Annotated in this window: 14 protein-coding genes; all 14 read right to left on the bottom strand. The window is 66.2% G+C overall.

Going from position 1 to position 14,962, the window contains the following annotated elements; all coding sequences use genetic code 11:
• Positions 1-392 (bottom strand): TRAP transporter large permease subunit (locus AC07SQ_RS28075; RefSeq protein WP_495273597.1); only part of this gene is annotated, 392 nt, incomplete at its 3' end.
• A gap of 22 nt (positions 393-414) precedes the next feature.
• Entirely contained in the window at positions 415-948 is a 534-nt protein-coding gene (locus AC07SQ_RS28070) for a TRAP transporter small permease (protein WP_492729291.1), read from the bottom strand.
• A 3-nt stretch (positions 949-951) separates the two neighbouring features.
• A complete protein-coding gene (locus tag AC07SQ_RS28065; protein ID WP_495273596.1) occupies positions 952-1,920 on the bottom strand; it encodes a TRAP transporter substrate-binding protein in 969 nt (322 codons plus the stop codon).
• A gap of 162 nt (positions 1,921-2,082) precedes the next feature.
• Positions 2,083-2,415, bottom strand: coding sequence for a ComEA family DNA-binding protein (locus AC07SQ_RS28060; RefSeq protein WP_095744337.1), 333 nt, complete (start codon positions 2,413-2,415; stop codon positions 2,083-2,085).
• A 136-nt stretch (positions 2,416-2,551) separates the two neighbouring features.
• A complete protein-coding gene (gene lapB, locus AC07SQ_RS28055) occupies positions 2,552-3,730 on the bottom strand; it encodes a lipopolysaccharide assembly protein LapB (RefSeq protein ID WP_495273595.1) in 1,179 nt (392 codons plus the stop codon).
• The gene (locus AC07SQ_RS28050; RefSeq protein ID WP_062468665.1) at positions 3,720-4,055 is read right to left on the bottom strand and encodes a LapA family protein; all 336 of its coding nucleotides are present in this window, start codon (positions 4,053-4,055) and stop codon (positions 3,720-3,722) included. The genes lapB and AC07SQ_RS28050 overlap by 11 nt, the downstream gene beginning before the upstream one ends.
• A 46-nt stretch (positions 4,056-4,101) precedes the next feature.
• The gene (locus AC07SQ_RS28045; protein ID WP_056582668.1) at positions 4,102-4,428 is read right to left on the bottom strand and encodes an integration host factor subunit beta; all 327 of its coding nucleotides are present in this window, start codon (positions 4,426-4,428) and stop codon (positions 4,102-4,104) included.
• A gap of 80 nt (positions 4,429-4,508) precedes the next feature.
• The gene (gene rpsA / locus AC07SQ_RS28040; protein ID WP_062468664.1) at positions 4,509-6,197 is read right to left on the bottom strand and encodes a 30S ribosomal protein S1; all 1,689 of its coding nucleotides are present in this window, start codon (positions 6,195-6,197) and stop codon (positions 4,509-4,511) included.
• A 232-nt stretch (positions 6,198-6,429) separates the two neighbouring features.
• Positions 6,430-8,448: a bifunctional 3-phosphoshikimate 1-carboxyvinyltransferase/cytidylate kinase gene (locus tag AC07SQ_RS28035; RefSeq protein WP_495273594.1), complete on the bottom strand. Its 2,019-nt coding sequence runs from the start codon at positions 8,446-8,448 to the stop codon at positions 6,430-6,432.
• 1 nt (position 8,449) lies between these two features.
• Entirely contained in the window at positions 8,450-9,343 is an 894-nt protein-coding gene (locus AC07SQ_RS28030; RefSeq protein ID WP_495273593.1) for a prephenate dehydrogenase, read from the bottom strand.
• Positions 9,344-9,361: 18 nt separating this feature from the next.
• A complete protein-coding gene (gene pheA / locus AC07SQ_RS28025) occupies positions 9,362-10,483 on the bottom strand; it encodes a prephenate dehydratase (protein ID WP_062468655.1) in 1,122 nt (373 codons plus the stop codon).
• A gap of 24 nt (positions 10,484-10,507) precedes the next feature.
• On the bottom strand, positions 10,508-11,638 hold the full coding sequence (gene serC, locus AC07SQ_RS28020; RefSeq protein ID WP_495264067.1) for a 3-phosphoserine/phosphohydroxythreonine transaminase: 1,131 nt from the start codon (positions 11,636-11,638) through the stop codon (positions 10,508-10,510).
• Positions 11,639-11,644: 6 nt separating this feature from the next.
• Positions 11,645-12,232 (bottom strand): DUF2059 domain-containing protein, encoded by a 588-nt coding sequence (locus AC07SQ_RS28015; RefSeq protein ID WP_235926701.1) that lies wholly within the window; start codon positions 12,230-12,232, stop codon positions 11,645-11,647.
• Entirely contained in the window at positions 12,229-14,874 is a 2,646-nt protein-coding gene (gyrA, locus tag AC07SQ_RS28010) for a DNA gyrase subunit A (RefSeq protein WP_062468652.1), read from the bottom strand. The genes AC07SQ_RS28015 and gyrA overlap by 4 nt, the downstream gene beginning before the upstream one ends.
• Positions 14,875-14,962 lie beyond the last annotated feature (88 nt).

The following is a 14,962-nucleotide window of genomic DNA, read 5'->3' as shown; positions in this document are numbered from 1 at the left end:
TCGGGCAGCGCCACCTTGGCGATGGTGGCGCAGGTGGCGGCCGAGGAGCCCGAGACCGAGCCGAACACGCCGCAGCCCAGGATGGTGGTGTGCATGAGCCGGCCGGGCACGCGGTTGAGCCACGGCCTCAGCCCCTCGAACATCTCTTCGCTGAGCTTGGTTCTGAAGAGGATCTCTCCCATCCAGATGAACAGGGGCAGCGCCGCCAGCTCCCAGCTCGCATTGCTTTCCCAGAAGGCCGAGAACAGGTTCTTGCCGGGCAGCGTGTTGGTGAAGAAGGCCTGGCCGACCCAGCCGACGATGGCCAGGGTCATGGCGATCCAGACGCCGCCGGCGAGCAGCAACAGCATGATGCCGAGCAGCAGCGCGCCCATCAGAAGGGTTTCGAGCATCGGTGTCTTTTGTTGTTGTCGTTCAGACGTCGGAAGAGAAGTCGCCCGCAGCATGGCGCTCTTCGACGGCGCGCTGGTAGCTGGGCTTCTCGCCGCGCACCACGCCGACGAGTTCATCGACCATGGCGATCAAGAGCAGCCAGCAGCCGATCACGAAGCTCGACTGCGGAATCCAGATCGGGATCACGAGCAGGCCCGTGGCCATCTCCTTGAACTCGTAGCTCTCGTAGGTGAAGCTGGTGGCCCAGTAGGTCAGGTAGGCGACCGACACGGCGGCGACCAGCAGGCAGGCCACGTCGAGCACGCGGCGCACCTTCGGCGGCACGGCATCGAGCAGCAGCGTGACGCGCACGAAGTCGCCGTGCCGGAACGCATGCGCCATCGCGAAGAAGGCCGCCGCCGCGCACAGCCACGCCACCGCGTCATTGAGCCCGCTCACGTGCCAGTTCATCTGGCGGCCCACACCGGCCACGATCATCAGCACGAAGATCAGGAAGACGCAGAAAGCGCCCAGCGCGCCTGCACCGTCGTACAGGCGGTCGAGGAAGCGGCGCACGGCTTACTTTTTCTTGTAGGTGTCGACGATGGAAGCACCGTCTGCACCAGCAGCCTTGAGCCAGTCGGCCTGCATGATGCCGCCGACCTGGCGCATGTCGGTGTCCAGCTTGGGCGAAGGCTTGTGCACCTTCATGCCGCGCTCGGCGAGCAGGCGCTTGTACTCGTCGTTCTTCTCCTGCGCGACCTTCCAGCCGCGTGCCTCGGCATCGGCCGCGGCCTTGGTGACGGCGGCCTTGCCGGCGGCGTCGAGTGCATCGAAGGCCTTGGCGTTGACCAGGATCGCGTTCTTCGGAATCCACGCCTGCGTGTCGTAGAAGTTCTTGATGTGCTCGAAGGTCTTGGTGTCGTAGCCGGTAGAGCCCGAGCTCATGTAGCTCTCGATCACGCCGGTGGCCATGGCGGCGCTCAGTTCAGCCTGCTGGATCTGCACCGGCTGCGCGCCGATGAGCTCGGCGATCTTGGCGGTGGCCGGGCTGTAGGCGCGCCACTTGATGCCGCGCAGGTCGGCCACCGAGCCGATCTCCTTCTTGGTGTAGATGCCCTGCGGCGCCCACGGCACCACGAACAGCACCTTGATGCCCTGGGCGGCGAGCAGCTTGTCCATCGCGGGCTTGGAGGCGTCGTAGAGCTTGCGGGCCGCGGGATACGTGGTGGCCAGGAAGGGCACGCCGTCCAGTGCGTAGATCGGGTTCTCGTTGGCGTAGTTGGCCAGCAGGATCTCGCCGGCCTGGGCCTGGCCGCTTTGCACGGCGCGCTTGATCTCGGGTGCCTTGAACAGCGACGCGTTGGCATGCACCGTGATCTTCAGCTTGCCGCCGGTGGCCGCGTCCACGTCCTTGGCGAACTGCGTGATGTTCTCGGTGTGGTAGTTGGTCGCGGGGTAGGCGGTGGGCAGGTCCCACTTGGTTTGCGCGAAGGCGGCGGCGCCAAGGGTGAGGCCCGCCAGGGCAATGCCGAACTTGTGATTCATGGACGCGCTCCGGAATGTAGTCAAAGCTGAATGAAAGAAAAGCATACGTGCAAATTCCGGGCCATTCGCTGAGGCATTTCCCTGCCATGTGGTGTCGATGCGGCACCAGCTGCGGGCATGAAAAAACCGCCTAGAGGGCGGTTTCTTCGGTTCAGGGTGAGGTCACTGCTTGGCGGGTTTCGCCTCGGCCACCTTGGCGGCCTTGCCTGCCTTGGCCGGGGCCGCCGCGCCGTTGAAGCTCTGGCCGTTGACCGTCAGGCCCTCGGCCGACAGCTTGGCCGCGCTCTTTTCCTTCACGCCCTTCACGCGCTGCATGAGGTCGGGCCAGTCCTTGAACTCGCCTTCCTTGCGCGCGTCGAGGATGCGCTTGGACAGCGACGGGCCGACGCCCTTGAGGCCGTCGAGGTCGGCGGCGCTGCCCTTGTTGGCGTCGACGGCGGCGAACGAGACGGCCGCGAAGCACATGGCGAGCGTGGCGATGACTTTCTTGAACATGGTGAAACTCCCTCTTCAATCGTTGGTATGGCTATGCCGACAGGAATATCGGCTTCGGCTCAACGAGAGGGCGCGCGCGGCAGTTGACGTGAAAACGGGGCCAAGGGCCCCGTGTGACGATTGTTCCGAACCGTGGTCAGAGTTCTTCCACGCGCCGCGGCGGGTAGCTGTCCCAGGCCTGGCAGCCGGGGCAGTGCCAGAAGTACTGGTGCGCCTCGAAGCCGCAGGCCGCGCAGCGGTAGCGCATGAGCGGGCGAGTCGCCTGGTCGAGCGCGCGTTGCACCTGCGGGTGGAACTGCTCGTGCTCGAAGCGCTCGCCGGCCAGCCAGCGCGACGCCGCGACGAGCGAGGGCTGGTGCGCGAGGTGGGCGATGTAGCTGTCGCGCGGCGTGGGGGCTTCGGTGGGCGTGTCCGATGGCGTGGCGTCGGGTGTGCCGCCGAGCGCGATCATCGCTTCGAGCACGTCGATCGACGGCGACTCGGCATAGCGTCGTTGCAGCAATGCCAGCGCCTCGCCTTCGCGCTGCGCGGCCACGGCCGCCTTCTGCAGTGCTGCGGCGTACAGCGGCAGCGCCAGCGGCGCCGTGTCGCTGAGCCCTTCGAGCGTGTCGAAGGCCGCGGCGGCTTCGCCGTTGCGCAGCTGCAAGGTGGCGGTGTCGATGGCCGGGCGCGGTGCCTGCGGCGCCAGGGCCCGGGCCTGCGTGAGCAGGTCGCCGGCGCCCTGCAGGTCGCCGGCCGCGACGCGTTCGTTGGCCTGCTCGCACAGGTGGTGGGCGCGGCGCGTGCTGTAGCTGGCCTGGTCGGACTCGTCGAGCTTCTGCGCCACGTCGGCGGCCTGCGCCCATTCGCGCGAGCGTTCGTAGATGGCCAGCAGCGCGAGCCGGGCCTCGTTCTCGTAGCGCGTGCCTTCGAGCTTCTGCAGCGCCGCTTCGGCGCGATCGAGCAGGCCGGCGCGCAGGAAGTCTTGCGCCAGCGCGTGCTGTGCGCGTTCGCGGTCGGCACGGCTCAGGTCGCCGCGGCCCAGCAGGTGCTCATGCACGCGCACGGCGCGCTGGTACTCGCCGCGGCGGCGGAACAGGTTGCCGAGCGCGAAGTGCAACTCTTGCGTGTCGGGGTCGTTCTGCACGGCCTCGATGAAGGCGTCGATGGCCTGGTCCTGCTGCTCGTTGAGCAGGAAGTTCAGGCCGCGAAAGTAGGCCTTGGGCGCCTGCCGGTTCTCGAGCTTGAGCTGGCGGATGTCGAAGCGCGATGCGAGCCAACCCAGCACGAAGGCGACGGGCAGGCCGATCAGCAGCCAGCTGGGATCAAAGTCCATGTTGACGTACGGCGGGAAGGTCGGTGGCGGAGATGGACGGCGTTGCCGCGGAGGCGGTCGCAGTGGCCAGCGGTGCGGGCGAGGGGGCTTCGGTGGTGGCAGGCACTTGCGCCGCGGCGGCGCGGTGTTTCCACCAGCCGGGCAGCATGCCCAGCGCGCCGACCACGAGCCCGCCGGCAAAGGCCGCGAGCACGACGAGCACCAGCGGCGCGCGCCAGTGGGTTCCGAAGAAGAAGTAGACGGTCGCGTCGTGCTGGTTGTTCAGCGCGAAGGCGAAGAGCGTAAAAAAAATGGCTGCCTTGAGCAGCCACAGGAGGTACTTCATAGCTGTTCCCGTTGCCGGGAGCATTCTACGTTTGCATTCATTTGCATCAGGCCTTGCGGCCGGCGGCTTCCTTGCCTGCATCGAGCTCAGCGGTCTTCGCGTCGACGGCTTCGCGCAGCGCCTTGCCCGGCTTGAAGTGCGGCACGCGCTTCTCGGGAATCTGCACGCTCTCGCCCGAACGCGGGTTGCGGCCGATGCGCGGCGGACGGCGGTTGACCGAGAAGCTGCCGAAGCCACGGATCTCGATGCGGTGGCCACGCACCAGCGCGTCGCTCATGGCGTCCAGGATGGTCTTGACGGCGTATTCGGCATCGCGGTGCGTGAGCTGCGCGAAACGGGCTGCGAGTTCTTCGACGAGGTCTGAGCGGGTCATAGGCCAAACATAAACGAAAAACGTGGACGAAAAAAAAGACAGAGCGGCCCCGGGGGCCTGCCTCTGTCTTCGGACTCAGCTTACTTGTTGTCGCTGTTGTCGAGCTTGGCGCGCAGCAGGGCGCCCAGGCTGGTCGTGCCCGCGTTTTCGCGTGCCGACTGCTGGCTCAGGCTGGCCATGGCGCCTTGTTCGTCAACCATGTCCTTCTGCTTGATCGACAGCTGGATGTTGCGGGTCTTGCGATCCACATTCACCACGATGGCCGTGACTTCGTCGCCTTCCTTGAGCACGTTGCGGGCATCTTCGACGCGGTCGCGCGAGATTTCCGAAGCACGCAGGTAGCCGATGATGTCTTCGCCGAGGTCGATTTCAGCGCCGCGGGCGTCCACGGTCTTGACCTTGCCGGTCACGATCTGGCCCTTGTCGTTCACGGTGGTGAACGTGGTGAACGGATCGCTGTCGAGCTGCTTGATGCCCAGCGAGATGCGTTCGCGGTCGACGTCGACAGCCAGCACGATCGCTTCGACTTCCTGGCCCTTCTTGTAGTTGCGAACGGCGGTTTCGCCGGTTTCGTTCCACGAGAGGTCCGACAGGTGAACCAGGCCGTCGATGCCGGCAGCCAGACCCACGAACACGCCGAAGTCGGTGATCGACTTGATCGGGCCCTTGACGCGGTCGCCACGCTTCGTGTTCTGAGCGAACTCTTGCCACGGGTTGGCCTTGCACTGCTTCATGCCCAGGCTGATGCGGCGCTTGTCTTCGTCGATTTCCAGGACCATGACTTCGACTTCGTCGCCCAGCGAGACGATCTTGTTCGGAGCGATGTTCTTGTTGGTCCAGTCCATTTCGGAGACGTGCACCAGGCCTTCGATGCCGGGTTCGAGTTCGACGAACGCGCCGTAGTCGGCAATGTTCGTGACCTTGCCGAACAGGCGGGTCGATTGCGGGTAGCGGCGCGAAACGCCCATCCACGGGTCGTCACCCATTTGCTTCAGACCCAGCGAGACACGGTTCTTTTCGGTGTCGAACTTGAGGATCTTGGCGGTGATTTCCTGGCCGGCCTGAACGACTTCGCTCGGGTGGCGGACACGGCGCCATGCCATGTCGGTGATGTGCAGCAGGCCGTCGATGCCGCCGAGGTCCACGAACGCACCGTATTCGGTGATGTTCTTGACCACGCCGCGCACGACTGCGCCTTCCTTCAGGGTTTCCATCAGCTTGGCGCGTTCTTCGCCCATGCTGGCTTCGACCACGGCACGGCGCGACAGCACGACGTTGTTGCGCTTGCGATCGAGCTTGATGACCTTGAATTCGAGGGTCTTGTTTTCGTACGGGGTCAGGTCCTTGATCGGACGCGTGTCGATCAGCGAACCCGGCAGGAATGCGCGGATGCCGTTGACCAGGACGGTGAGACCGCCCTTGACCTTGCCGCTGGTGGTGCCGGTGACGAAGTCGCCCGATTCCAGGGCCTTCTCGAGGGCGAGCCACGAAGCCAGACGCTTGGCGGTGTCGCGCGAGAGGATGGTGTCGCCGTAGCCGTTTTCAACGCTGCCGATGGCAACGGAAACGAAATCGCCGGCCTGGACTTCGAGTTCGCCCTTGTCGTTCTTGAACTCTTCGATCGGCACATACGCTTCGGACTTCAGACCGGCGTTGACGACGACGTGGTTGTGTTCGACGCGCACGACTTCGGCCGTGATGACCTCGCCGCTGCGCATTTCGGAACGCTTCAGGGACTCTTCGAATAGGTCGGCAAAAGATTCAGACATTTATGGTTCCTTCCGTCAGGCAGGGTTGGCAGGCGCTCTTGCGAAATTGCGTGCGGCTGCTGGAGGTCTGTAGACGGCGGTTAGGTTGTGGGCGTGAGCCCGGTTGGTTGAACAACCAGCAGGCCGGTGCGCTGTCGCGCGGAAGGAGCCTGCTGGAGCGGTAGACGCCACCCGGAACACCCGGGGGACGCAAGCCTTTCAAGCGGACTTGAAAGGCTGCACTTCAATCCGCTCAAGCGGACTTGAACGGTTGAACCTGCTGCCACCAGTTCAACACCGTGTCGATCGAGTGTTCGATGGACAGCTGGGAGTTGTCGAGGTGGCGAGCGTCCTGCGCCGGCTTCAGAGGGGCGACGCTGCGGGAAGAGTCCCGGGCGTCACGTGCTTCCAAGTCGGAGCGAAGACTGTCGAGTGTAGTCGAAATACCCTTTGAAATCAACTGCTTATGCCGCCGTTCGGCGCGCTGGGCGGCTCCCGCCGTGAGGAACACCTTGAGCGCTGCGTCGGGGAAGATCACGGTGCCCATGTCGCGCCCGTCGGCCACCAGGCCGGGCAGGCGGCGAAAGCGGTGCTGCAGGTCTTGCAGCGCCTCGCGCACGGCGGGCAGCGCGGAGACGCGGGAGGCGTCCATGCCGGCGGCTTCGGTGCGGATGTCGTCGCTCACGTCTTCGCCGGCCAGCAGCACCTTGCCCTCGGTGAACTGCAGGGGCAGGGCGGCGGCGAGGGCGGCGATCTGCGCTTCGTTCGCGGCGTTGGCCTCCAGGCCGGCACGGCGCGCGGCAAGCCCGGTCACGCGGTACAGCGACCCCGAATCGAGGTAGTGGTAGCCCAGCAGGCGCCCCACCTCGGCGGCCAGCGTGCCCTTGCCCGAGGCGGTCGGGCCGTCGATGCAGATCACGGGCACGTCGGCAGCCTCGGCCACCGAGAACAGGGTCTCGAAGTAGTCGGGGAAGGTCTTGGCGACGCAATGCGGCTCGAGGATGCGCACCGGCACGCCGGCGGGGTTGAAGGCCGCGAGCGAAAAGCACATGGCGACCCGGTGGTCGTCGTAGGTGCGGATGCTGGCGGGCCGCCAGTCGGCGGCGGGCAGCGGGTGGACGCGGATGAAGTCGGGGCCGGCCTCGACCGTCGCGCCGAGCTTTTGCAGCTCGTTCGCCATGGCGTCGATGCGGTCGGTTTCCTTCACGCGCCAGCTCGCGATGTTGCGCAGCGTGGTGGGGCCGTCGGCGTACAACGCCATGACGGCCAGCGTCATGGCGGCGTCGGGGATGTGGTTCGCGTCGAGGTCGATGGCCTTCAGGGGCCAGGCGCCGCGGCGGATTTGGAGCCAGTTCGGGCCGCTGTCGACCCGCGCGCCCATCTGTTGGGCGGCGTCGATGAAGCGGATGTCGCCCTGGATCGAGGCCGCGCCGACGCCTTCGATGCGGATGCCGTTCTGCCCCGAAACGCCCGTTGCAATGGCGCCAAGTGCTATGAAATAGCTAGCAGACGACGCATCCGCCTCGACGTGGATCTCGCCCGGCGAGCTGTAGCGGCTGCCGGCGGGGATGGTGAAGCGCTCCCAGCCGTCGCGCTGCACCGTGATGCCGAAGCGCGCCAGCAGGTTCAGCGTGATCTCGATGTAGGGCTTGGAGATCAGCTCGCCGACGACCTCGATCACGATGTCGTCGGCCGCCGCCAGCGGCAGCGCCAGCAGCAGGGCGGTCAGGAACTGGCTCGACACGTCGCCGCGCACGCGGATCGGCGCGCCCAGCGCCAGTTCGTCGTGCGACACCGGGTGGATGCGCAGCGGCGGGTAGCCGGGGTTGCCGAGGTAGTCGATGCGGCAGCCGAGTTGCGTGAGGGCGTCGACCAGGTCGCCGATCGGGCGCTCGTGCATGCGCGGCACGCCGCTGAGCTCGAATTCGCCGCCGAGCAGCGACAGCGCCGCCGTCAGCGGACGCATGGCGGTGCCGGCATTGCCCAAGAACAGCGGCAGCAGCGTCGCGCCCAGCGACGGCGGCAGCTGGCCGCCCAGGCCCGTGATGCGCAGCGAGGCGCCGGCCGGCTCGATGCCGCAGCCCAGCGCGCGCAGGGCGTCGAGCATCACGCGCGTGTCGTCGGAATCGAGCAGGTCGTGGATCGTGGTGGTGCCGCTGGCGAGCGCCGCCAGCAGCAGCACGCGGTTGGAGATGCTCTTGGAGCCCGGCAGCCGGACCGTGCCGGCGGCGCCCGCGAGGGGCGGGAGGTCGAGGAAGGCGGTCGAGAACATGTCAGCTGTCCTGCTGGGCCAGAGCGTCGGTGCTCGAATTCGGCCGCCAGGCGGCGCGTGCCTTGCTGGCGGCGGCGATGGATTGCTCCAGGCCCTGCAGGTCGCCGGCGGTCATCAGCGTCTCGAGGTCGTCGAGCGCCTTGCGGAAGGCCTGCGACTGCCGCAGCACCTGCTCGCGGTTGGCGAGCAGCACGTCGCGCCACATGACGGGGTCGCTGGCGGCGATGCGCGAGAAGTCGCGAAAGCCCGGTCCCGCGAGGCTCAGGAAGCGGTCGCCCTGCGGCTGGCCGATGAGCGCGTTGGTGTACGCAAAGGCCAGCAGGTGCGGCAGGTGGCTCACGGCGGCGAAGGCGGCGTCGTGCTCCTCGTGCGTCATGGTGACGACGTTGGCGCCGATGCCGCTCCACACCTGCGAGGCGCGCTGCACGTTGGAGCGCAGCGTGGTCTTGACGGGGGTCAGCACGACCTGGCGGCCGGTGAAAAGCGAGGCTTCGGCATGCTCGATGCCGGAGACTTCCTTGCCGGCGATCGGATGCGCCGGCACGAAGCTGGCGAACTGCTTTTGCAGGCCGTTGCGCGCGGCCTCGATCACGTCGCCCTTGGTCGAGCCCACGTCCATCACCAGCGTGTCGGCCGAGATGCCGTGGCGGATCGCCTTGAAGGTGGCTTCCGAGGCGGCCACCGGCACGGCCAGCAGCACGATGTCGGCGCCCGACACCGCCAGCAGCGCCGAGGGCGCCGCCACGTCGATCACGCCGAGCTGGCGCGCCCGCTCGGTGGTGGAGGGCGACTTGCTGTAGCCCACCACCCGTTTCACCAGCTTCGCGCGCTTGAGCGCGAGCGCAAAGGAGCCGCCCATGAGGCCGCAGCCGATCAATCCCAGTTGCTCGAACATCGCGTCGGTCCGTTCGGCTCAGGCTTTGATCGGGTAGGCGCCGAGCACCTTGTAGAAGGCGCAGAGGCCGCGCAGTTCGGCCAGCGCCGCGGCCACGTTGGGCTGCGAGGGGTGGCCGTCGAGGTCGATGTAGAAGTAGTACTCCCACTGGCCGGTGCGCGCGGGGCGCGACTCGAAGCGCGTCATCGACACGTTGTTGGCCTTCAGGGGCACCAGCAGGTCGTGCACCGCGCCGGGGCGGTTGGGCACCGAGACGATCAGGCTCGTGCAGTCCTTGCCCGAGGCCGGCGGCATGGCCAGCGTCTGCGGCAGGCAGATCACCGAGAAGCGGGTGCGGTTGTACGAATCGTCCTGGATGGCGTGCGCCACGATGTGCAGGCCGAAGCGGGTGGCGGCGCGTTCGCCGGCCAGCGCGGCCCAGGCCGGGTTGGTGGCCGCTAGGCGCGCGCCTTCGGCGTTGCTCGACACGGCGCGCCGCTCGGCGTTGGGCAGGTGCTTGGACAGCCAGGTCTGGCACTGCGCCAGCGCCTGCGGATGGGCCAGCACGGCCTCGACGCCTTCGAGCGAGTTGCTGCTGCGCATCAGGTGGTGGCGCACCAGCAGGCTGACTTCGCCGACCACATGGGTGGGCGAGTGCAGGAACAGGTCGAGCGAGCGTGTGACCACGCCCTCGGTCGAGTTCTCGACGCCGACCACGCCGTACTGGGCGCTGCCTGCGGCGGTGGCGTGGAACACCTCGTCGAAGCTGGCGCAGTAGATCAGGTCGGCGGCGCCGCCGAAGTACTCGATGGCGGCCTGTTCGCAGAAGGTGCCTTCGGGGCCGAGCACGGCCACGCGCTGGGGCGATTCGAGTGCCAGGCAGGCCGACATGATCTCGCGCCAGATGGCCGCGACATGGAGGTCCTTGAGCGGACCGCCATTGCTTTTCTGCATCTTGTCGATGACCGCGGCGACGCGGTCGGGGCGGAAGAAGGGCGTGCCTTCGCGCTTCTTGACCTCGCCGACCAGTTCGGCCACATGGGCGCGCTCATTGAGCAGGCTCAGCAGCCGTTGGTCGAGGGAGTCGATCTGCACGCGCAGACCGGCCAGGCTTTCGGAATTGTCGGGGGTGGTGGGTGGTGTGGGGGCAGAGGCGGTCATCGGTGCGAGCAACAGGGCATGCGCCTACGCATGCGATCGCTCGAATTCTCTCATGTAGGCCACCAAGGCCTGCACCCCTGCCAGCGGCATGGCGTTGTAGATGCTCGCGCGCATGCCTCCGACCGACTTGTGGCCCTTGAGCTGCAGCAGCCCGGCTTCGCGCGCGCCGGCCAGGAAGGCCTCGTTGCGCCCCTCGTCTGCCAGGAAGAACGGCACGTTCATGCGCGAACGGCAGTTGGCGTCGATGCGGTTGGCGTAGAAGTCGGAGCCGTCGATGAAGTCGTACAGCAGCTTCGCCTTCTCGACATTGCGCTGCTCCATGGCGGCAACGCCGGTGAGCGCGCCTTCGGTCTGCTGCAGCAGCCACTGGAACGTGAGCCCTGCCATGTAGATGCCCCAGGTCGGCGGGGTGTTGTACATGGAGTGGTTGTCGGCCACGGTCTTGTAGTTGAACGCGCTCGGGCAGATCTCGAGCGCGTGGCCCAGCAGGTCGTCGCGCACGACCACGATGGTCAGGCCGGCGGGGCCGAGGTTCTTCTGGGCGCCGCCGAAGGCCAGGCCGACGCGGCTCCAGTCGACGCTGCGCGAGGCGACGTGGGAAGAAAAATCGATGACCAGCGGCGCCTTGCTGCCGAGCGCGGCCAGGTCGGGCAGTTGCTGGAACTCGATGCCGTTGATGGTCTCGTTGCTGCACACGTGCACGTACGAGGCATCGGCGGACAGCTGCCAGCTGGCGGGATCGGGCAGCTGTGTGTGCTGGTTGTCGGCGTTGCTGGCCGCCACGCGGGCGGTGCAGTAGCGCTGCGCTTCCTTGTGCGACTTGGCGCTCCAGCTGCCGGTGACGACGAAGTCGGCAACGCCGCCGCGCGACAGGTTCAGCGGCACGATGGCGTTCTCGCCGAGGCCGCCACCCTGCATGAACAGGATGTGAAAGTGCGAGGGGATGGCCAGCAGCGTGCGGATGTCGGCTTCGGCCTGGGTGCAGATGGCACCGAATTCCTTGCCGCGATGGCTCATCTCCATCACGCTCATGCCGCTGCCCTGCCAATCGAGCATCTCGGAAGCGGCGCGTTGCAGCACCGCCTCCGGCATGGCAGCCGGACCGGCCGAAAAGTTGTAGGGGCGCTTGCCGGCCGGCGTCTGCTGCTGGGTCACGTTGCTTTACTTCTTGGCGGGAGCCTTGGCGGCGGGCGCCTTGGCGGGAGCTGCTGCGCCGTCGGTCGGAGCACCGAGGGCCTTGGCGACGTTGGTGTCGAGTGCGCGCATCTTGGGTTCGATGGTTGCGCGGGTTTCGGTCACCAGCTTTTCCGTCAGAGCGGTCTGCATCTTCGGGTTCAGTTCCTGGTACTTCTTGCTCAGGGGCGAGTTGATCCAGGCCAGCAGCTGCTTGAGTTCGTCTTCGCTGAAGTTCTGCTCGAGGATGGGCGTGAGGGCGCCAGGGGCGATCTGCACGGCCTTGTCGCGCACCAGCGGGTAGGCGTCGTCGAAGTACTTCTTCAGCTCGGCGTCGGCGGCCTTGGCGGCGGATTCGCGCTTGGCTTCGGGCACCTGGGTCTGCAGGTACTGCGAACCGGCTTGCGCGATGGGGGCGCTCGATTGCTCGATCAGGCCGCGTGCCAGCGACTCGATGCCGGGGCGCTGGATCTCGATGAACTGCTTGATCAGCGTGGCCTTGTCCTGGGCCATGGCGGCCATGGACGAGCCGGCGAGGGCAGCGGTCAGGAGTGCGAGCTTGAGTTGTTTTTTCACTGAGGATTCTCCGTTGAAGATGTGGAAGTGTCGTCTGCGTCCGGCTCACCTTCGCCGTTCGCGTCGTTTTCGACGATGCGTTGAAGCCCGCTGAGTTTGGCGCCTTCGTCGAGCCCGATCAGCGTGACGCCTTGCGTCGCCCGACCCAGTTCGCGAATCTCGGCCACACGGGTGCGCACGAGCACACCCTTGTCGGTGATGAGCATGATCTCATCGTCCGCATGAACGAGCGTGGCGGCAACGACCTTGCCGTTGCGCTCACTCTGTTGAATCGCGATCATGCCTTTGGTTCCGCGGCCATGACGCGTGTATTCGGTAATGCTTGTGCGTTTTCCGTAACCATTTTCGGTGGCGGTGAGCACGCTCTGCTGCTCGTCCTCGGCCACCAGCATGGCGATCACGCCCTGGCCGGGCTCCAGCGACATGCCGCGCACGCCGCGGGCGTTGCGGCCCAGAGGGCGGACGTCTTCCTCGTCGAAGCGCACGGCCTTGCCGTTGTCGCTGAAGAGCATCACGTCGTGCTTGCCGTCGGTGAGTGCCGCGCCGATGAGGTAGTCGCCTTCATCGAGGTTCACGGCAATGATGCCGCCCTTGCGCGGGTTGCTGAATTCGTCGAGCGCCGTCTTCTTGACGGTGCCCATCGAGGTCGCCATGAACACGTACTGGTCGGCCGGGAAGTTGCGCTTCTCGCCGGTGAGGGCGAGGGCGACGTTGATCTTCTCGCCTTCCTGCAGCGGGAACATGTTGACGATGGGGCGTCCGCGCGAACCGCGCGAACCCGCCGGCACTTCCCACACTTTGAGCCAGTACAGCCGGCCGCGGTTGGAAAAGCACAGGATGTAGTCGTGCGTGTTGGCGATGAAGAGCTGGTCGATCCAGTCGTCGTCCTTGGTGGACGTGGCCTGCTTGCCGCGCCCGCCGCGCTTTTGCGCGCGGTACTCGCCCAGCGGCTGGCTCTTGATGTAGCCGCTGTGCGAGAGCGTGACGACCATGTCGGTCGGCGTGATCAGGTCTTCGGTCGAGAGGTCGTAGGCACTGTGCTCGACCAGGCTGCGGCGGGCGCCGATCTTCGACTGGCCGAACTCCTGCTTGATCTCGCCGAGTTCGTCGCCAATGATGATCGAGACGCGCTCGGGCTTGGCCAGGATGTCGAGCAGGTCGTCGATCTCGGCCATGACGTCCTTGTACTCGGCAACGATCTTGTCCTGCTCCAGGCCGGTCAGGCGCTGCAGACGCATCTGCAGGATTTCCTGCGCTTGCGTTTCCGACAGGCGGTACAGGCCGTCGCCGCCCATGCCGTACTCGCGCTCAAGGCCTTCGGGGCGGTAGTCGTCGGCGTTGATCACGCCGCCGTCGGCGCGCGAACGCGTGAGCATTTCGCGCACCAGCTTGCTGTCCCAGCTGCGGGTCATGAGCTCGGCCTTGGCGACCGGCGGGGTGGGCGACTCGCGGATGATGCGGATGAACTCGTCGATGTTGGCCAGCGCCACCGCCAGGCCTTCGAGCACGTGGCCGCGTTCGCGGGCCTTGCGCAGCGTGAAGACGGTGCGGCGCGTGACCACTTCGCGGCGGTGCTGCAGGAAGACCTCGATCAGGTCCTTCAGGTTGCACAGCTTGGGTTGGCCGTCGACCAGCGCCACCATGTTGATGCCGAAGGTGTCCTGCAGCTGGGTCTGCTTGTAGAGGTTGTTGAGCACCACCTCAGGCACTTCGCCGCGCTTGAGCTCGATCACCAGGCGCATGCCCGACTTGTCGGATTCGTCCTGAATGTGGCTGATGCCTTCGATCTTCTTCTCGTGCACCAGCTCGGCCATGCGCTCCTGCAGCGTCTTCTTGTTGACCTGGTAGGGGAGCTCGTCGACGATGATCGCCTGGCGCTGGCCGCGGTCGATGTCCTCGAAGTGGCACTTGGCGCGCATCACGACCTTGCCGCGGCCGGTGCGGTAGCCGTCCTTCACGCCGTTGATGCCGTAGATGATGCCGGCGGTGGGGAAGTCGGGCGCCGGCACGATTTCCATCAGCTCATCGATGCTCGCCTGCGGATTGCGCAGCAGATACAGGCAGGCATCCACCACTTCATTCAGGTTGTGCGGCGGGATATTGGTGGCCATGCCGACCGCAATACCGCCGGAGCCATTGACCAGCAAATTCGGCAGCTGGCTGGGCAAAACTTTCGGTTCTTTTTCGGAGCCGTCGTAATTGTCCTGAAAGTCGACAGTTTCCTTGTCGATATCGGCCAGCATTTCGTGCGCAATTTTGGCCAGCCGGATTTCCGTATAACGCATTGCGGCGGCGTTGTCGCCGTCGACCGACCCGAAGTTGCCCTGGCCGTCGACCAGCATGTGGCGCATCGAGAAGTCCTGGGCCAGCCGGACGATGGTGTCGTAGACCGACTGGTCGCCGTGCGGGTGGTACTTACCGATCACGTCGCCGACGATACGGGCCGACTTCTTGTACGGCCGGTTCCAGTCGTTGTTGAGCTCGTGCATCGCGTACAGCACGCGCCGGTGCACCGGCTTGAGGCCGTCGCGGGCGTCGGGAAGCGCCCGGCCGACGATCACGCTCATGGCGTAATCGAGGTAGCTGCTGCGCATTTCCTCTTCGAGACTGATGGGCAGGGTTTCTTTGGCGAAGGAGGTCATGAGCAAGAGGCTGGCGGCAGGAAGGCGAAATTTTACGCTGTGAGGGGTGTCGCACCGCCGCAACACAAGGGCTCTATTCCGCCTCCGT

It is taken from the genome of Variovorax sp. GW821-FHT06D12 (assembly GCF_059419205.1).
The sequence above is the reverse complement of the archived record's forward strand: the minus strand, read 5'-3'. Positions and strand labels throughout refer to the sequence as shown.